Source organism: Nocardioides alpinus (genome assembly GCF_900112035.1).
GTDB lineage: Bacteria > Actinomycetota > Actinomycetes > Propionibacteriales > Nocardioidaceae > Nocardioides > Nocardioides alpinus.
Genome location: NZ_FOKC01000010.1, coordinates 114,242 through 132,038 on the forward strand (window position 1 = coordinate 114,242; position 17,797 = coordinate 132,038).

General features: G+C 71.4%; 17 protein-coding genes. 5 read left to right on the forward strand and 12 right to left on the reverse strand.

All coding sequences use genetic code 11. The features are described 5' to 3' along the window. Positions 1–53 precede the first annotated feature (53 nt). Positions 54–1,136, forward strand: coding sequence for a DNA integrity scanning diadenylate cyclase DisA (gene disA, locus BM127_RS17675; RefSeq protein WP_198554392.1), 1,083 nt, complete (start codon positions 54–56; stop codon positions 1,134–1,136). Positions 1,137–1,146: 10 nt separating this feature from the next. Here the strand turns inward: disA and BM127_RS17680 are convergent, their stop codons facing one another. Continuing rightward, positions 1,147–1,944: a hypothetical protein gene (locus tag BM127_RS17680; RefSeq protein WP_091200690.1), complete on the reverse strand. Its 798-nt coding sequence runs from the start codon at positions 1,942–1,944 to the stop codon at positions 1,147–1,149. Positions 1,945–2,011: 67 nt separating this feature from the next. Between BM127_RS17680 and BM127_RS17685 the strand changes: the two genes are divergently transcribed. Further along, entirely contained in the window at positions 2,012–2,896 is an 885-nt protein-coding gene (locus BM127_RS17685; RefSeq protein WP_091200692.1) for an HhH-GPD family protein, read from the forward strand. Positions 2,897–3,231: 335 nt separating this feature from the next. On the opposite strand, the gene BM127_RS17690 is transcribed toward BM127_RS17685, so the two are convergent. The 8 genes from BM127_RS17690 to BM127_RS17725 form a co-directional block, all read right to left on the reverse strand. After that, the gene (locus BM127_RS17690; RefSeq protein WP_091200694.1) at positions 3,232–5,811 is read right to left on the reverse strand and encodes an ATP-dependent Clp protease ATP-binding subunit; all 2,580 of its coding nucleotides are present in this window, start codon (positions 5,809–5,811) and stop codon (positions 3,232–3,234) included. 261 nt (positions 5,812–6,072) lie between these two features. Beyond that, a complete protein-coding gene (locus BM127_RS17695) occupies positions 6,073–6,396 on the reverse strand; it encodes a histone-like nucleoid-structuring protein Lsr2 (protein ID WP_091200696.1) in 324 nt (107 codons plus the stop codon). Positions 6,397–6,527: 131 nt separating this feature from the next. Next, complete coding sequence (locus BM127_RS17700; protein ID WP_091200698.1) at positions 6,528–7,298, reverse strand: type III pantothenate kinase; 771 nt, start codon at positions 7,296–7,298, stop codon at positions 6,528–6,530. Next, positions 7,295–8,272 carry a carboxylating nicotinate-nucleotide diphosphorylase gene (nadC, locus tag BM127_RS17705; protein WP_091200784.1) on the reverse strand — a complete coding sequence of 326 codons (978 nt, stop codon included), beginning with the start codon at positions 8,270–8,272 and terminating at the stop codon, positions 7,295–7,297. Before nadC ends, BM127_RS17700 begins: the two co-directional genes overlap by 4 nt. Next, the gene (locus tag BM127_RS17710; RefSeq protein WP_091200700.1) at positions 8,269–9,942 is read right to left on the reverse strand and encodes an L-aspartate oxidase; all 1,674 of its coding nucleotides are present in this window, start codon (positions 9,940–9,942) and stop codon (positions 8,269–8,271) included. The genes nadC and BM127_RS17710 overlap by 4 nt, the downstream gene beginning before the upstream one ends. 9 nt (positions 9,943–9,951) lie before the next feature. Beyond that, entirely contained in the window at positions 9,952–10,368 is a 417-nt protein-coding gene (panD, locus tag BM127_RS17715) for an aspartate 1-decarboxylase (protein WP_091200701.1), read from the reverse strand. 5 nt (positions 10,369–10,373) lie between these two features. Beyond that, a complete protein-coding gene (gene panC, locus BM127_RS17720) occupies positions 10,374–11,303 on the reverse strand; it encodes a pantoate--beta-alanine ligase (RefSeq protein WP_091200703.1) in 930 nt (309 codons plus the stop codon). Then, positions 11,300–12,208, reverse strand: a complete 909-nt coding sequence (locus BM127_RS17725; RefSeq protein WP_091200705.1) for a Rossmann-like and DUF2520 domain-containing protein — start codon at positions 12,206–12,208, stop codon at positions 11,300–11,302. Before BM127_RS17725 ends, panC begins: the two co-directional genes overlap by 4 nt. 163 nt (positions 12,209–12,371) lie before the next feature. Here BM127_RS17725 and BM127_RS17730 point away from each other — a divergent pair, with 163 nt between their 5' ends. Then, the gene (locus tag BM127_RS17730; RefSeq protein WP_091200707.1) at positions 12,372–12,743 is read left to right on the forward strand and encodes a PadR family transcriptional regulator; all 372 of its coding nucleotides are present in this window, start codon (positions 12,372–12,374) and stop codon (positions 12,741–12,743) included. Then, entirely contained in the window at positions 12,740–13,468 is a 729-nt protein-coding gene (locus BM127_RS21955) for a hypothetical protein (RefSeq protein ID WP_101228921.1), read from the forward strand. Before BM127_RS17730 ends, BM127_RS21955 begins: the two co-directional genes overlap by 4 nt. Positions 13,469–13,571: 103 nt before the next feature. On the opposite strand, the gene BM127_RS17740 is transcribed toward BM127_RS21955, so the two are convergent. Together BM127_RS17740 and BM127_RS17745 are read right to left on the reverse strand one after the other, a co-directional pair. Then, positions 13,572–14,522 carry a glycosyltransferase family 2 protein gene (locus BM127_RS17740; protein ID WP_091200709.1) on the reverse strand — a complete coding sequence of 317 codons (951 nt, stop codon included), beginning with the start codon at positions 14,520–14,522 and terminating at the stop codon, positions 13,572–13,574. Further along, on the reverse strand, positions 14,519–15,625 hold the full coding sequence (locus BM127_RS17745; protein WP_231263176.1) for a sulfotransferase family protein: 1,107 nt from the start codon (positions 15,623–15,625) through the stop codon (positions 14,519–14,521). Before BM127_RS17745 ends, BM127_RS17740 begins: the two co-directional genes overlap by 4 nt. Before the next feature lie 59 nt (positions 15,626–15,684). On the opposite strand from BM127_RS17745, the gene BM127_RS17750 reads away from it, so the two are divergent. Beyond that, complete coding sequence (locus tag BM127_RS17750; protein WP_091200711.1) at positions 15,685–16,794, forward strand: glycosyltransferase family 2 protein; 1,110 nt, start codon at positions 15,685–15,687, stop codon at positions 16,792–16,794. 33 nt (positions 16,795–16,827) lie between these two features. Here the strand turns inward: BM127_RS17750 and BM127_RS17755 are convergent, their stop codons facing one another. Continuing rightward, positions 16,828–17,778, reverse strand: a complete 951-nt coding sequence (locus BM127_RS17755) for an ABC transporter substrate-binding protein (RefSeq protein ID WP_091200713.1) — start codon at positions 17,776–17,778, stop codon at positions 16,828–16,830. Positions 17,779–17,797: the final 19 nt, after the last annotated feature.

Below are 17,797 nucleotides of genomic sequence, written 5' to 3' on the forward strand. Positions count from 1 at the left end.
ACACTTCACCCGATGGCGCACGGGGGCGCCCAGACACAGCACGCGGAGGACCGGTGGCAGAGCGCATCGACGACCAGCTCAGGTTGCGCGCGACCTTGGCGTCCATCGCACCGGGCACGCCGCTGCGCGACGGCCTGGAGCGGATCCTCCGCGGTCGCACCGGCGCGTTGATCGTGCTGGGCCAGGACAAGATCGTCGACTCGATCTCGACCGGCGGCTTCACCCTCGACGTGCCGTTCACCGCCACCGGGCTGCGCGAGCTGGCCAAGATGGACGGCGCGATCATCCTCGACAAGGACATCACCCGGGTGCACCGCGCAGCGGTCCACCTGATGCCCGACCACACGATCCCGTCCGAGGAGACCGGCACCCGCCACCGCACCGCGGAGCGCGTCGCCAAGCAGACCGGCCACCCCGTGATCTCGGTGTCGCAGTCGATGCAGATCATCGCGGCCTACGTAGGCGACATCCGCCACGTGCTCGAGGACTCCGGCAAGATCCTGTCCCGCGCCAACCAGGCACTGGCCACGCTCGAGCGCTACAAGATGCGTCTCGACGAGGTCTCCGCGACCCTGTCGGCGCTGGAGATCGAGGACCTCGTCACGGTGCGCGACGTGGCCGTGGTCGCCCAACGGCTGGAGATGGTCATCCGGATCGCCGAGGAGATCGAGGACTACGTCCTCGAGCTCGGCACCGACGGTCGTCTGCTCTCGCTCCAGCTCGAGGAGCTCGTGACCGGGGTCGACGCCGAGCGCGAGCTCGTGGTCCGCGACTACCTGCCCGGCGGCAAGCGGCGCCAGGCCAGCCCCGCGTCGCACCTCGCCGAGCTCGAGGCGCTCTCCCCGACGGAGCTGGTCGATCCGGCCGCCGTCGCGCGCGCGATCGGCCTCGGCGGGGCCGAGCACCTCGACGCGGCCGTCGCCCCCCGCGGCTACCGGCTTCTGGCCAAGGTGCCGCGCCTCCCCGCGGCCGTCGTCGACCGGCTGGTCGACCACTTCGGCGGGCTCCAGCAGCTGCTCTCGGCGGGGATCGACGACCTGCAGGCCGTCGAGGGCGTCGGTGAGCTGCGCGCCCGGAGCGTGCGCGAGGGACTCTCCCGCCTCGCCGAGTCCAGCATCACCGAGCGCTACATCTAGCGCTGCCCGGTCAGCCCGCGGAGTTGCCGCCGCCGTCCTCGCCGGGCGTGTGGGCCTGGTCGCCGTTCTTCTTGTTCTTCTTGCCACCCTGCTCCGGCTCGGGCGTCTGGGTCACCACGGCCGGCACACCGGGAAGCAGCTCGAACTGGACATCGGTCGCTTCGCCGCCGAGCGCTGCAGCCTGCACGTAGTAGAAGCCCGGGTAGGCCCACGCCGTACGGTCCGAGCAGGTCTCGTCGGAGCGCTTCGCCGACCACGTCACGACGACCGGGGTGTCGACGGCCTGCCGGACCACCAGGTCCTGCACCGGGATCGCGACCGGGCACTCACGCGTGCTCCAGATGTAGTCGTCGCCGCTCGTGATGGTGACCGTCAGGGTCTCCGGAGACGCCTGCCAGGTGCACGCCTCGGTCACGACGGTGCGGAGGTTGATCGTGATCGGGATGTCGGCGCCGCCCGGGGCGGAGGTGATGACGGGCGTCGCAACGATGTCGGCGTCGGCGCACGGACCGGAGGGCTCGGCCAGGACGGGCTCCGGCGGGGCGGTGACCACGTCGCGCTTCTTCTTGCCCTTCTTGCCCTTCTTCACAGCGGCCGTCGGTCCCGCGGTCGGCGCCGGCGACGTCTCCTCGACAGCGGCCCCGGCCTGCGTGGCCGTGCCGGTCGCGGCATCCGTGCCGTCGGACGAGCCTCCGAGGACGCGCGCCAGCACGATGATGAGCAGGAGCGGAGCTCCGAGCACGATGAGGCGTCGGGTCCAGTAGACCCGGGCCGGGAGCGGTCCGCGAGGTCGCACGGTCGACGGCATGTCGTCAGGTTAGGTAGCCGGCGGCCCGTCTCGGCGGAGGCGCACCGGCTCACCTACGATCACCGCGATGGATGCCCCCTCCCCCGGCGCGCTGCACGAGGCCGTGCTCGCCTGGTACGACGACCACGCGCGCGAGCTGCCGTGGCGCGGTGTCGACGCGACGCCGTGGTCGGTGATGGTCAGCGAGCTCATGCTCCAGCAGACGCCGGTCGCGCGGGTGCTGCCGGTGCACGCCGTGTGGCTCGAGCGCTGGCCGACCCCGGCCGACCTCGCGGCCGAGTCGACCGGCGAGGCCGTCCGGATGTGGGGCCGCCTCGGCTACCCCCGTCGGGCCCTTCGCCTCCACGCTGCCGCAGTGGCGATCGTCGAACGCCATCGCGGCGAGGTCCCCGCGTCGTACGACGACCTGCTGGCGCTGCCCGGCGTCGGTGACTACACCGCCTCCGCCATCGCCAGCTTCGCCTTCGGCCAGCGGCACGTCGTCCTCGACACCAACGTACGACGGGTGCTGGCGCGGGCGGTGTCAGGTGTGGAGTTCCCGGCCACCGCCGTGACGCGGGCCGAGCGCGACACGGCAACGGCCCTGCTGCCCGACGACGACGCGACCGCCGCCACCTGGGCCGTCGCCACGATGGAGCTGGGCGCCCTGGTCTGCACGGCTCGCCAGCCGTCGTGTGACGCCTGCCCGGTCGCCGAGCTGTGTGCGTGGCGGAGCGCCGGCTTCCCGGCGCACGACGGACCGCCGCGCCGCGGCCAGGCGTGGGCCGGCACGGACCGGCAGTGCCGGGGGCGCCTCATGGCCCTGGCCCGCGAGGCCGAGGGGTCGGTGGGCCCAACAAGCATCGAGGCCGCGTGGGCCGTCGAGGACCAGCGCGAGCGGTGCCTGGCGAGCCTCATCGCCGACGGCCTGCTCGTCCGGGTCGACGGCGGCCGCTACGCCCTGCCGAGCTGACGCTTGCGCGCACACAGAACCCGCCGAGCTGACGCTTGTGCGCACGCAGAACCCGCCGAGCTGACGCTTGCGCGCACACAGAACCCGCCGAGCTGACGCTTGTGCGCACGCAGAACCCGCCGAGCTGACGCTTGTGCACGGACGGCTGCGTACAAGCGACAGGTCGGCGCCCTGGTGGTGCGTACAAGCGACAGGTCGGCGCCCTGGTGGTGCGCACAAGCGACAGGTCGGCGCCCTGGTGGTGCGCACAAGCGACAGGTCGGCGTCGTCTGACATGAGGATCGGCGCCCCCGCAGTGCGGGAGCGCCGATCCGTCGAGCAGGTGGTGCGTGCGATCAGGCGTCAGAGGCCTTCGGCACGTCCGTCGGACCCTCGGTGTCGTCGGGACCCACGATCGGGGCACCCTCGGCGTCGACCGTCTCGAGCGGCGGCATGTCGGGCACCGTCGAGTTCTTCTGGCCCTTGAAGGTGAAGGTCGCCGTGGGGCCTTCGCCCTCGACGCCCACCAGCACGATCTGACCGGGGCCGACCTCACCGAAGAGCATCTTCTCGGCGAGCACGTCCTCGATCTCGCGCTGCACCGTGCGACGCAGCGGACGCGCACCGAGCACCGGGTCGAAGCCCCGGTCCGCGAGCAGGTCCTTGGCCGGCTGGGTGAGCTCGAGCGACATGTCGCGGTCCTTGAGGCGCAGCTCGACGGCGGCGACCATGTTGTCGACCATCGCCACGATCTGCTCCTTCGACAGCGGCGGGAAGACGACGATCTCGTCGACACGGTTGAGGAACTCGGGACGGAAGTGCTGCTTGAGCTCCTCCGACACCTTGCTCTTCATCCGCTCGTAGGAGCCCGCCGCGTCCGCACCGACGGCGCCGAAGCCGAGGTTGACGCTCTTGGCGATGTCACGCGAACCGAGGTTGGTGGTCATGATGATGACGGTGTTCTTGAAGTCGACCACGCGACCCTGTGAATCGGTCAGGCGACCTTCCTCGAGAATCTGCAACAGGCTGTTGAAGATGTCGGGGTGGGCCTTTTCGACCTCGTCGAACAGCACCACGGAGAACGGCTTGCGGCGCACCTTTTCGGTGAGCTGGCCACCCTCCTCGTAACCGACATATCCGGGCGGCGATCCGAAGAGTCGCGACACGGTGTGCTTCTCGGAGAATTCACTCATGTCGAGCTGGATGAGTGCGTCCTCGTCACCGAAGAGGAATTCGGCGAGCGTCTTGGAGAGCCACGTCTTGCCGACACCCGAGGGGCCGGCGAAGATGAACGAACCGCCGGGACGCTTCGGGTCCTTCAGACCGGCGCGCGTACGACGGATGGCGCGGCTGAGGGCCTTGACGGCCTCTTCCTGACCGATGACGCGCTTGTGGAGCTCGTCCTCCATCTTGAGCAGACGGGTGGACTCCTCCTCCGACAGCTTGACGATCGGGATGCCCGTGGCGACGGCCAGGACCTCGGCGATCAGCTCCTCGTCGACCTCGGCGACCTCGTCGAGGTCCCCGGCACGCCATTGCTTCTCACGCTCGCTGCGCTTGGCGGAGAGCTGCTTCTCCTCGTCGCGCAGGCGCGCGGCCGCCTCGAAGTCCTGCCCGTCGATGGCAGCCTCCTTGCGCTGGCGTACGTCGGCGATCTTGTCGTCGTACTCGCGCAGGTCCGGCGGTGCGGTCATCCGGCGGATGCGCAGTCGCGAGCCCGCCTCGTCGATGAGGTCGATCGCCTTGTCCGGCAGGAAGCGGTCGGAGATGTAGCGGTCGGCCAGCGTCGCCGCCGAGACCAGGGCCTCGTCGGTGATGGTGACGCGGTGGTGCGCCTCGTAGCGGTCGCGCAGGCCCTTGAGCATCTCGATCGTGTGCGCGATCGAGGGCTCCTGCACCTGGATGGGCTGGAAGCGGCGCTCGAGCGCGGCGTCCTTCTCGAGGTACTTGCGGTACTCGTCGAGCGTTGTGGCACCGATGGTCTGGAGCTCGCCGCGGGCCAGCATCGGCTTGAGGATGCTGGCGGCGTCGATCGCGCCCTCGGCCGCGCCGGCACCGACGAGGGTGTGGATCTCGTCGATGAACAGCACGATGTCGCCGCGGGTGCGGATCTCCTTGAGGACCTTCTTGAGGCGCTCCTCGAAGTCACCGCGGTAGCGCGAGCCGGCGACCAGCGCGCCGAGGTCGAGCGTGTAGATCTGCTTGTCCTTGAGCGTCTCGGGCACGTTGCCCTTGACGATGTCCTGCGCCAGGCCGGCCACGATCGTGGTCTTGCCGACGCCGGGCTCGCCGATGAGGACGGGGTTGTTCTTCGTGCGGCGCGACAGGATCTGCATCACGCGCTCGATCTCCTGCTCGCGACCGATGACAGGGTCGAGCTTGCCCTCGCGCGCGGCCTGGGTGAGGTTCTGGCCGAACTGGTCGAGGACCAGCGAGCTCGACGGAGCCTCGCCACCGGAGCCCGAGGTCGCGGCGCCGGCCGCGGCCGACTCCTTGCCCTGGAAGCCGCTGAGCAGCTGGATGACCTGCTGTCGCACGCGGTTGAGGTCGGCGCCGAGCTTCTGCAGCACCTGGGCAGCGACGCCCTCGCCCTCGCGGATCAGGCCGAGCAGGATGTGCTCGGTGCCGATGTAGGAGTGGCCGAGCTGGAGAGCCTCGCGCAGCGAGAGCTCCAGCACCTTCTTGGCGCGCGGCGTGAACGGGATGTGACCGGACGGGGCCTGCTGGCCCTGGCCGATGATCTCCTCGACCTGGGCGCGCACGGCCTCCAGGGAGATGTCGAGGGACTCGAGGGCCTTGGCGGCGACGCCCTCGCCCTCGTGGATGAGGCCGAGCAGGATGTGCTCGGTCCCGATGTAGTTGTGGGAGAGCATGCGGGCCTCTTCCTGGGCCAGCACGACAACTCGCCGGGCTCGGTCGGTGAACCGCTCGAACATGTGCGCTCCTCTACGTCTGCGTGGTCCGCGGATCCCCCGCCGGAGCGGAAGTGCGGACACTGGGCTCAACGCCCGGGATCAGCCTACGTGTTCCCGCCCACGACACGAGTCCGTCCGCTGAGGGCGAACACCCCCGGGCAGCGCGGAGCGAGGAACGAGCGCCGCGCGTGGACCCGGGGCGGTTGAGCGAGGGCCGCGACCGAGGCACGAGGTCGCGACGCCCGCGTCGAAACCCACCCGCCGAGATCGGGCCCTCGCTGCTCAGTGCGCAGCGTCGTAGGCCTGCTGCACATCGGCGGAGATGCGGCCCCGCTCGGAGACCTCCATGCCCTGGCCCTTGGCCCACTCGCGTACGTCCTTGGTGTTGGACGACGAGCCGGCGGCGGACTTGCGACCGCGGCGCGAGCCACCGCTCACCTTGCGGGCGTGGCCGACGTAGCCGCCGAGCGCCTCACGGAGGGCGGCGGCGTTGGCGTCGTTGAGGTCGATCTCGTAGGACGTGCCGTCGAGACCGAAGGTGACGGTCTCGGTGGCCTCGGTGCCGTCGAGGTCATCGACGAGAACAATGTTGACCTTCTGTGCCATGTTCTATTCCTTTGCCTTCATGCGTTCAGGGGTAAACGCGCGGACTCGGGCATTGTGGCAGGAATTGAATGCCTTCCGCAAAAGAAGTCAAGATGAGCTTGACGAGTCAATTATTGGCAAATGGTGTCCCGTCAGGAATTGCGCTCGAAGACGAGTCGCAAACCTTGAAGCGTCAACCACGGCGAATGCACGGTAAAACAACCGCAGTCGTCGACAAGCAGTGGCGCCCAGTGTCCGGTGGAAATGACCGTGACGTCCTCGGGCGGCACGCCGAGCTCGGCGATCATGCGCGCGACCAGACCTTCGACCTGGGCGGCGACGCCGAACAGCATTCCGCTCTGCAGTGCCTCGACGGTGTTCTTGGCGATCACCGACCGCGGTCGGACGAGCTCGACCTTGCGCAGCTGTGCGCCGCGACGCCCGAGGGCCTCGAGGGAGATCTCGATGCCGGGCGAGATCGCCCCACCGACGTACTGGTTCTTGCCGTTGACGACGTCGAAGGTCGTGGCGGTGCCGAAGTCCACGACGATCGCCGGGCCGCCGTGGAGGGTCGCTGCTGCCAGCGAGTTGACGATGCGGTCGGTGCCGACCTCGCGCGGGTTGTCCATCAGCACCGGGATGCCGGTGCGCACGCCGGGCTCGACCACGATCGCGGTGACGTCGCCGAAGTGACGCTCGAGCATCTCGCGCCACTCGTGCAGGACGGCGGGCACCGTGGCACAGACCGCGATGCCGTCGACGTCGTCGACGCGGTCGGCGAGCAGGCCCAGGATCAGGACCGACCACTCGTCGGCCGTGCGGCGCTCATCGGTGTTGACCCGCCAGTGGGCGGTGACCTCGTCGCCGTCGAGCAGGCCGAGGAAGGTGTGGCTGTTGCCGATGTCGGCGGCCAGGAGGCTCATGCCGGCGCGTTCGTCGGAGGTCCGGGGTCCCCGCGGCGTCGTCCGGGAGAGCTGCGGGGAGAAGGAGGTGGTGGGGTGGTCAGATCCATGCCGATGTCGAAGACGACCACCGAGTGCGTCAGCGCGCCGACCGAGACGAAGTCGACGCCGGTCGCGCCGATGCGGGCGGCCCGCTCGAGGGTGATCCCGCCGGAGGCCTCGAGCGGCACGCGCCCGGCCGTACGACGTACGGCGTCGGTCATCAGCGCGTCGCTCATGTTGTCGAGCAGGATCCGCTCCGGGGGCTCCGGCAGCGCGAGGAGCTCCTCGAGCTGGTCGAGCGTCGTCACCTCGACCTCGACCGGCAGTCCCGGGAAGCGGCCGCGGATGGCCTCCAGAGCCGGCAGCACTCCCCCGGCGGCGATGACGTGGTTGTCCTTGACCATCGCCATGTCCTGGAGGCTGCTGCGGTGGTTGACGCCGCCGCCGCAGCGCACGGCGTACTTCTGGAGCGCCCGCAGGCCGGGCAGCGTCTTGCGGGTGTCGAGCACCCGGGTGGGCGAGCCCTCGAGCGCCGTGACCCAGCGAGACGTGGCGGTGGCGATGCCGGAGAGGTGGCAGGCGAGGTTGAGGGCGGTGCGCTCGGCGACGAGCAGCCGCTGGGTGAGACCGGAGACGCGCATCACCACGTCACCCTTCTCCACCCGGGTGCCGTCGGGGATCCGGTCGGTCACGGTGGCGTCGGCGCCGACCATGGAGAAGACCACCGCCGCCACACCGAGGCCGGCCACGACACCGGGCTCGCGCGCGGCGAAGACGGCCTCGCCGCGAGCGTCGGGCGCGATGGTCGAGGAGCTGGTCGGATCGTCCGTGCGGTGGTCCGGGAGGTCCTCGCCGAGCGCGCGTCCGACCAGCTCCCACAGTGCCTCGGGGTCGAGGCCGGCAGAGGTGAGCTCGTCACGCAGCTCCGCAGGCAGGTCGCTGGTGCTCGTCATGCCGTGACCTCCGTCGTCGTCGGGTCGGTCGAGGGCGCGTACGTCCACTCGACCCGGATCGTGCCGTCGGCGTCGAGCCACGAGTCGACGTGGCCGGCCCTGGTGTCGTCGCGGTCGGGGAAGTCCTCGCGCCAGTGGGAGCCGCGGGTCTCGGTGCGCAGCGCGGCAGCCTCGGCGAGCGCGGTGCTGATCGCGAGGAGGTTGGTGGTCTCCCAGGCCGCAGGACCGGCCTCGGCCTCGCCGGGCTCGAGCGCGTGGAGGTGGTCCAGCGCCTCTGCGAGCCCCGCGGCCTGCCGGAGGACGCCCACGCGGGTGGTCATCACGTCCTGCATGGCGGTGCGGTGGTCGCCGTCGACGAGTCCCTCGGTGCGTTCGTCGAGCGCGGGCTCGGCCCACGCCCGCAGCTCACCCGGCAGCACGTCGGCGATCCGTCGCGAGAAGACGAGACCCTCGAGGAGCGAGTTGGAGGCCAGGCGGTTGGCGCCGTGCACCCCGGAGCAGGCGACCTCACCGGTCGCGTAGAGGCCGGCGACGGACGTACGTCCCCACAGGTCGGTGGCCGCGCCGCCGGAGGCGTAGTGCTGGGCCGGGGCGACGGGGATGAGCTGGGTGACCGGGTCGACGCCGTGCTCACGGCAGACGCGGAGGATGGTGGGGAACCGCTTCTCCCAGAACGCCTGACCGAGGTGGCGGGCGTCGAGCCACATGTGCGGCTTGCCGGTGTCGAGCATCCGACGGGTGATCGCCTTGGCGACCACGTCGCGCGGAGCGAGGTCGGCGAGCTCGTGCTCACCCTGCATGAAGCGGGTGCCCTCGAAGTCGACGAGGAACGCGCCCTCGCCGCGAACCGCCTCGGAGATCAGCGGCTGCTGGCCCTGCGAGTCGGGGCCGAGCCACATCACGGTGGGGTGGAACTGCACGAACTCGAGGTCGCGCAGCCGGGCCCCCGCGCGCAGCGCGACCGCCATGCCGTCGCCCGTCGAGACGCTGGGGTTGGTGGACTGGCTGAACACCTGGCCCAGCCCGCCGGACGCGAGCACCACTGCCCGGCAGTGGACCGCGCCGACCCCGTCGTGCTGGCCCTCGCCGAGCACGTGCAGCGTCAACCCGGCCACGCCACCGTCGGCGGCCCGGAGGAGGTCGACGGCGAGCGCGTGCTGGATGACCTCGATCTCCGGCGCGCGCTCCACCGCGGCGATCAGGGCTCGTTGGATCTCGGCGCCGGTGGCGTCACCGCCGGCGTGCGCGATGCGGTCGCGGTGGTGGCCGCCCTCACGGGTCAGGGACAGCTCGCCGTCGGGGTGGTGGTCGAACTGGGTGCCGAGCGCGATGAGCTCGTGCACGGCCTCGGGGCCCTCGGTCACCAGGATGCGCACGGCCTCGACGTCGCACGCGCCGGCGCCGGCCACGAGGGTGTCGTGCTCGTGCTGCTCCGGGGTGTCCCCGGGCCCGAGCGCGGCGGCGATGCCCCCCTGCGCCCACTGGGTGGAGCCCGCGGCGAGGACGTCCTTGGTGACGACGAGGAGGTGGAGCGAGGGATCAGCCGCGTGGATCCGGAGCGCGGCGGTGAGACCGGCGATGCCGGACCCGACGACCACGACGTCAGCGCGGGTGGTCCAGCCGGGGGCGGGCGCTCGCAGGCGGCCCGGGACCGGCCGGTGATCAGTCATTCGAGCAATCTAGCGATCGATGAAGTCGCCGCGGGTCAGCGTCTCGGCGCCGAACGTGTCTCCCGCGTCGAAGCCGGTCGCCCTCACGTGGTTGTCGGCGTCGACGAAGACCACGTGGGGCTTGAGCTCCCTGGCCTCCGCGGTCTCCATCTGGGCGTAGCCGATGAGGATGACGGTGTCGCCGGGGTGGACGAGGCGGGCGGCGGCACCGTTGATGCCGATCACGCCCGATCCGCGCTCGCCGGCGATCGTGTAGGTCTCGAGGCGGGCGCCGTTGGTGACGTCGACGATGTGGACGAGCTCGCCGGCGAGCAGGTCGGCGGCGTCGAGCAGGTCCTCGTCGACGGTGACCGAGCCGACGTAGTGGAGGTCCGCCTGGGTCACGGTGGCCCGGTGGATCTTGGACTTCATCATCGTGCGCAGCATCAGTCTCAGCCGCTCCTCTCACTCGTGGTCGAGGCCGCGGACGCGGTCCCCGCCGGTGGCACCGATCGCTCGAAGGTGATCGGCGCGTTGTCGATGAGGCGCGTGGTGCCGACACGGGCGGCCACCAGGATCCGGCCCTCGCCGATCTCCGGGGCGTCACCGAGGTCGGGCGAGGTGAGCGCGAGGTAGTCGAGCTCGAGGCCGGGCTCGGCCCTGAGGACCGACATCGCGGCCCAACGCGCGGCAGGTACGCCGTACGGCGCCCGCGCCTGCGCGGCCCGCAGGGCGCGGCTCAGCGCGACCGCGGTCCGCCGCTGCCCGGCGTCGAGGTAGCGGTTGCGGCTGGACAGGGCCAGTCCGTCGGGCTCGCGCACGGTCTCCGCGCCCACGATCTCGATGCCCATGCAGAGGTCGCGGACCATCCGGCGGATCAGCGTGAGCTGCTGGTAGTCCTTCTGGCCGAAGACCGCGACGTCGGGACGGACCAGGCCGAAGAGCTTGGCGACGACCGTGAGCACGCCGTCGAAGTGCCCGGGCCGGGACTCGCCGTCGAGGATCGTGGCCATCGCCCCGGGCGCGACGGTGACGCCGTCGTGGACCGAGGCGTGGCTGAAGCCGCCGGGATACATCTCCTCGACGCTCGGCGCGAACACCACGTCGACGCCCTCGGCCGCGCACACCTCCAGGTCGGCGTCGACGGTGCGCGGGTAGCGGTCGAGGTCCTCGGTGGGGGCGAACTGCATCGGGTTGACGAAGATGCTGACCACGACGGGGCCGTCGGAGACGTCGCGGGCCGTACGCATGAGGCTGGCGTGGCCCTCGTGGAGCGCACCCATGGTCGGGACGAACGCGATCGGCCTGGCGTCCCGCCGGGCTCCTGCGAGCAGGTCGGCGAGCTCCTCGCGCGTGTGCGCGAGGACGGTGGCCGAGGTCATCGAGCGATGCCCTCGGCAGCCCGCGCCTCGGCGGCGGCGAGCACCCGCAGCATCTTGGTGGCGCGGATCGGCAGCAGCCGGCCGTCGGTGACGGCGCGGTCGAGGGTCGCACGCGCCATGGCGACGTAGGACGCCAGCGTCTGGGGCGCGTTGGCCACCAGGTCGGCGACGTGGGCGCGCACGGTCTCGACGTCACCGCGCACGATGGGGCCGGTGAGGGCCGCGTCGCCGTGCTCGAGCGCGTTGTCGAGGGCCGCGGTCAGCAGCGGGCGGAGGGTGGCGGCGGGGTCCTCGGCACCGGCGGCGGAGAGGATCTCCATCGCCTCGGTGACGAGGGTGACGAGGTGGTTGGCGCCGTGCGCGAGACCGGCGTGGTAGAGCGTCCGACGGTCCTCGGGGACCCACATCGTGCGACCGCCGAGGTCGGCGACGAGCGACTCGGTGAGCGGGCGGTCGGACTCGTCGGCCGTGACGCCGAAGACGCAGCCGGCCAGGCGGGGCAGGTCGACGGCGGTGCCGGTGAAGGTCATCGCCGGGTGCATCGCGATGGTGCGGGCGCCGACCGCGCGGGCCGGCTCGAGCACGGCGAGGCCGTGGCGGCCACTGGTGTGCACGACCACCTGGCCCTCGCGGATCGCGCCGCTCGCCGTGAGCATGGTGACGACGTTGGACAGCATGTCGTCGGGGACGGTGAGGAGCAGGAGGTCGCAGGCGCGGGCGACGTCGGTCGGCTTGGCGACCTCGACACCGGGGAGGAGCGCCTCGATGCGCCCGCGCGAGGCATCCGACTCACCGGCGGTGGCCACGATCTCGTGCCCGGCGGCACGGAGGGCTGCAGCCAGCACGGCGCCGACGCGGCCGGCTCCGACCACGCCGATGTGGAACCCGGCAGATGACTTCGTCATGTCGACCTCTTCGTTTCAGTCCCTCGCGGGTACCGATCTACTGCGATCACCATCGACCCTACGCCTGCGGATTCCACGCTGGGAACGACCTGGAGGGGTGACGCACGCCACTCGTGCCCGCGAGTGGATTGACACGCCTACTAGTCGGCGTCACTATCTAGTCATGGAAGCGATTAGTGCACCGTGGCCGACGGAGTGGCTGCGAGGCGCACTCCACGTCTGCGTGCTGCACGTGATCGCCGACGGACCGACCTACGGCTACGCCATCGCCAGCGCGCTCGCCGACGCCGGACTCGGTCCGGTCAAGGGCGGCACCCTCTATCCCCTGCTGGCCCGCCTCGAGGAGGCCGACCTGGTCACGGTCGAGTGGCGCGCCGGGGACGGCGGACCGGGGCGGAAGTTCTACGCCCTGACCGACGCCGGCCGCGTCGAGCACGACCGGCAGACCGCCCACTGGCGGTCCTTCGCCGACCTGACCAGCACCTTCATCAGCACCCCCACGATCGCGCCCGCCTCCGGGAAGGACCCGTCATGAAGATCGAGACCCACACTCCGCACATCGAGCCTGACTGGGCGGAGGCATTCCTCCTGGAGCTGCGCCTGCGCGGGGTGGGCGGGCAGCGGATCGGAGCGGCGCTCGCCGAGGTGGAGGCCCACTGCGCCGAGAGCGGTGAGTCCGCGCGGGAGGCGTTCGGGGATCCCGCGGCCTACGCCGTCGAGCTGGCTCCCGCGAGGTCCGTCGTCGCCCCCGACGTACGACGTGAGCTGGGCACGTCGGCCCTCGGGCTCGGCGGGATGCTGCTGACGCTCGCTGCGGTTGGCGCCTGGCAGTCCGGCGCCCGCGTCGAGGTCACCGCGGGGATCGCGGCTGTGCTCGTCCTCGTGCTGGTCGGCACCACGCTCGTCGTCAGCCGCGCCGAGCAGCTGCTGCGGGCGGTCGTACGCCACTGGTGGGTCGCGATGCTGGGCGCGACCCTCCCGATCGTGCTCTTCGTCGGGGTGCTGCTGCTCGGCCGCCAGACCGTGTTCACCGTGGCGGCGATGCCGGCGTTCGTGGCGGGGGTCGCTCTCCTGGCCGGCAGCACCGCACGCTCGATCCGGACGGCCGACACCGTGGGCGATCCGGTGGTCGGCCCGGAGGGTGCAGGCGGCGCAGGAACCGTGGGCGAGGACCGGGTCACCCGCGCCCTCGAGCGGGTCGGGCCGTGGCTGTTCCCGGTCCTGACCGTCGTGATGGCGCTGCCGTTGCTGCTGATCTAGCGGGCAGCCGCGGGACTTCTGTGCGGGGTCTTGCGCGGATCGGCCGTTGCAACGGCCCATCCGCGCGGGAGTCACCGCTTCAGCGGTGACTCCCACATGGGGGTCAGGCCCGCAGGTGCAGCTGCGCGTGGTCGGGGTCGTCGACCACGAAGGGGCGGGGGGCGCGGGGCAGCCAGGTGTGGGTCACGTGGTCGACGACGTGCACGCCCTCGGGCGCGACGATCTCGACGACACCCTCGGGGACCTCGCCGTCGTGGAGGGCGTTCCAGACGAGCCACTCGCGGCGCTTGCGGCGGTTGCGGATCGAGGTCGCGAACGCCTCGGGGTTGGTCCAGTGGGCGAACTCGTCGCCGTCGAGCCACTTGAGCTCGACGCACAGGCCCTGGGGCAGCGCGAACTGCTCGATCCGGTCGGGCGTCGTACGGATCTCCCACTCCGGGGCCTTGGCGTAGACGTAGTCGGGGCTCATCGGGAAGCCCCACTCCTCGATGTTGCGCAGGCCGAGGTCGAGGTAGGCCTTCGACGCCGACTCGATGTAGAGCCCGTGGCGCGGGAAGCGGATGACCGCCTCGGCCATCCCGACCTGCCACGACAGGTCGGCCATCGACACCTCCCCCTCGGTCGTGAGGACCATGTCGCCGTCCCACTTCCACGAGTATCGGGTGCGGACGTGGGAGAAGCACCAGTTGTAGAAGTAGGCGAGCGAGTGCACCGAGCGCTCGTTGACGGCGAGGTGCTCGCCGCCGGCGCGGGCGACCGCGAACGGGTACTCCTTCAGGGTGAACTTGTGGGCCAGGCCGTGCTCGGCGGCGACCCGGAGCGCCTCCTCGCCGGTGCCGTCGTCGGAGCCGTTGTCGACCAGCAGCACGTGGTCGCAGGCCCGCAGCAGCGGCGGCAGGACGAAGCGCAGGCCCGGGGCCTCGTTCTTCACGCGCAGCACCGCGGTCGCGCCGCGACGCAGCCCACCGGGCTGGTTCCACGGCCAGACGATGTCGAAGTCCGTGCGGCCCTCGAGGTTGGTCAGCCCGTGACCGGAGCCGATCGGGATGGTCACGGCTGGTCGTCCCCCGCCGGGTCGCGCTCGCGGCCGAGCGCCTTGCGCACCCCGCGGCGTACGGACGGCGGGATCGCAGCGCGTACGTCGTGGGGCACGCGGTCGGTCAGCGAGCGGGTCTCCGGTGCGGCCGCGGCCAGCGCACGGCGCCGCCCCTGGAGGCGCGCGTGCTCGGCGGTGGAGCGGCTGATCGCCTCGGCCTCCTCGTAGAGCTCGACGTACGCCTCGCGGAGCTGGTCGAAGGTCGCGTGCGCGCCGGCGGTGTCGCCCCCCTCGTCGGCGAGCTTGTTGAGCTCCTCCCACGTCTGGCCGGTGAGGTCGTGCAGCCGCTTCGGCAGCGCGAGGTCGTCGAGGCTGGAGGACACGCGGCGCAGGTGCGGGTCGATGAAGCGGTGGACCTCGCGGATCTGGTCGCTGCGCGTGTGGATGATCGTCTGGAGACCGAGGGTGTGGCCCATCGCGGTGGTCGTCCTGACCCAGTCGGTCAGCAGGTCCTCGTAGCGGACGAACACCCGGCCGCCGTCGCCCTCCGCGGGACGCGTGGCGCGCTCGGTGTGGAGCAGCATGTTGACCCAGCTGGCGGCGAGGTGGGCGGAGCCGAGCTTGTTGGCGTAGTACTTCTGCTTCGAGCCGACCACCTCGGCGGGCGGGCGCAGCATGGTCGCGAAGACCGGGTTGGCGCCGGTGCGGATGGCAGCGACCCGCCACAGCCCGAGGAACCAGCTCAGGCGCGGGTCCTTGACGACCAGCTCGGGATGCTCGGCGAAGTGCGGCTCGAGCCACTCGCTGACCCGGATCCGGGCGGGCTCGCGGCTGCAGATGCGGCCGGTGTCGAACCAGGCGTTGGGGCGCGAGTCGCTGACCTGCACCAGCGCCTCGGCGAGCCACTCGTCGTGGACGTCGACGACCCACTGCGGCTCGCTGAAGCCGCGCGGGTTGGAGTCGTCCGGCGGCACCTCGGGCAGCGGCACGTGCATGCCGAGCCTGGACACGATCCCGGCCAGCGTGCTGGTGCCGCTGCGGCCCGCTCCGGCGACGAGGAGGACCTTGCGCGGCACTCCGTCGGGGTTCATCTCGTCGATCGCTCTGGCCTGCTCAGTCACGGCGGGCAGCCTACCGGCGGGACGGGCCCGGGCCTCCGACACTACTACGCTCCCGACACATGAGGCTCTTCTCCCGCGCTCCCCTCCTCGGCGTGGTGATCCCCGCGTGGGGGGTGGAGGACTACCTCGACGACTGCGTCCGCTCCCTCCTCGCGCAGACGCACCGGCGCTGGCAGGCGGTGATCGTCGACGACGGCTCGAGCGACCGCACCGGCGAGATCGCCGACTCCTGGGCGCACCGCGACAACCGGATCAGCGTGATCCACTCGGTCAACGGCGGCCTCGGCGCCGCTCGCAACCTGGGCACCCTCCGGGTCGGCGGCGACTACCTCGCGTTCCTCGACTCCGACGACGTGCTGCCGCCCACGGCGTACGCCGACCTGGTGGGCGCGCTCCAGGACTCGGGATCGGACTTCGCCACCGGTTCGATCGTGCGCTGGGAGGGCGACGACCTGGTCGAGCCGCCGTGGATGCGCCGCCTCCACCGTCCCCTGCGCGGGGCGCGTGTCGAGGACCGGCCCGAGATCCTCGGCGATGTCTTCGCGTGGAACAAGCTGTGGCGCCGCTCCGCCTGGGACGCCCTGGGCCTCTCGTGGCCGGAGGGCGTGCGCTACGAGGACCAGCCGACGACGACGCGGGCGTTCCTCGAGGGCCGTTTCGACGTGCTGGAGGAGATCGTCTACCACTGGCGGATCCGCGAGGGCTCGATCACCCAGACGCGCGCCTCCTCGGTGCAGGACCTCAGCGACCGCTGGGAGACCAAGCGGCAGGCGCTCGTGTCGGTCCGCGCGCACGGCTCGGCGGAGGTGGAGCAGGTCTTCGTCGACCGGGTCCTGGCCGGGGACCTGTGGCGCTACTTCCTGCTGCTCCCGGGCGCGACCGAGGAGTGGTGGCGGCTGCTGCGCGCTGGCGTGCTCGAGCTCTGGGGCCAGCGGTCCCTGGTGCACAGCGGGCTGCCGCCGGTGCACCGGCTGGCGGGGTGGCTGGTCGCCGAGGACCGGCGGGCCGAGGTGACCGCGCTGATGGAGTGGGTGTCGACCCTCGACGGACCCGCGCCTCGCGCGCAGGACGTCGCCACCGGAGCGTGGCGACTGTCGATCCCGCCGTCGGTGCTCGACGAGACGACCGTGGCCCCGGAGGCCTTGGCACTCCGGGACCACGAGGTCTGAGCCGCCGCCGCAACGGCGAGGGTGGGTCTCAGGTCAGAGCAGGCCCTCGGCCTCCAGGAACTCCTTCGCCACGTCCTCCGGCTTGGCGCGGTCGACGGAGACCTGGCCGTTGAGCTCGGTGAGGTTCTCGGTGGTGAGCGCGGCCATCAGGTCGTTGAGGATGCCCTCGACGTCCGGGTTGTCGGCCAGCCACTCCGAGGAGACCGCGGGGATGAGGTTCTGCGCGGGCTGGATCTGCTTGTCGTCCTCGAGCAGCACCATCCCCTGGGACTCGAGCGTGCCGTCCGTGGTCGAGGTGAGGCCGAGCTGCGACTCGTTGTCGGCCACCGACTTGAAGACGTCGGCGGAGGCGAAGCCCAGCGGCAGGAACTCGGTCACGTCGATGCCGTAGTCGTCGGTCAGGCCCTTGCCGCAGTCGGTGCGGTCGGCGCAGTCCTCGGCGGCCGCGACCACCACGGACGTGCCCTCGAGGTCGGAGAGCTTGGTGACGCCCTCGGCCTCGGAGAACTCCTGGGTGACGAAGAACGCGTTGGTGTCGACCGCGGCGGAGGGGTCGAGGAGCGTGATGCCCTTGGCCTCGAGCAGGTCGGCGGCGGCCGAGACCGACTCGTCGGCGTCCGGCGTCGTCAGCGGCTCGGCGTCGGCGCCGTTCTCGGTCGTGTTGAGGAAGTCGACGATGCCGCCGACGTACTCCGGGACGAGCTGCACGGACTCGGGGAACTGGCCCGCGCCCATGTAGACGTCGCGGGTGCCGACGAGCTGCACCGAGGCGTCGTACCCCTCGGCGTCGAGGAGCTGCTCGTACATCGAGGCGACGATCTGGACCTCACCGAAGTCCTGGCCGGAGATCTTGACCGCCCCCTTGTCGCTCGAGCCGGAGTCGGATCCTGCGTCGTCACTGGCCAGGTCGTCGCCGGCGCATGCCGCTCCGAGCAGGACCGTGCTGACTGCCAGCGCGCTGGCAGCGATTCGTCGTAGCTGCATGTGATTCAACCTTCTGTGT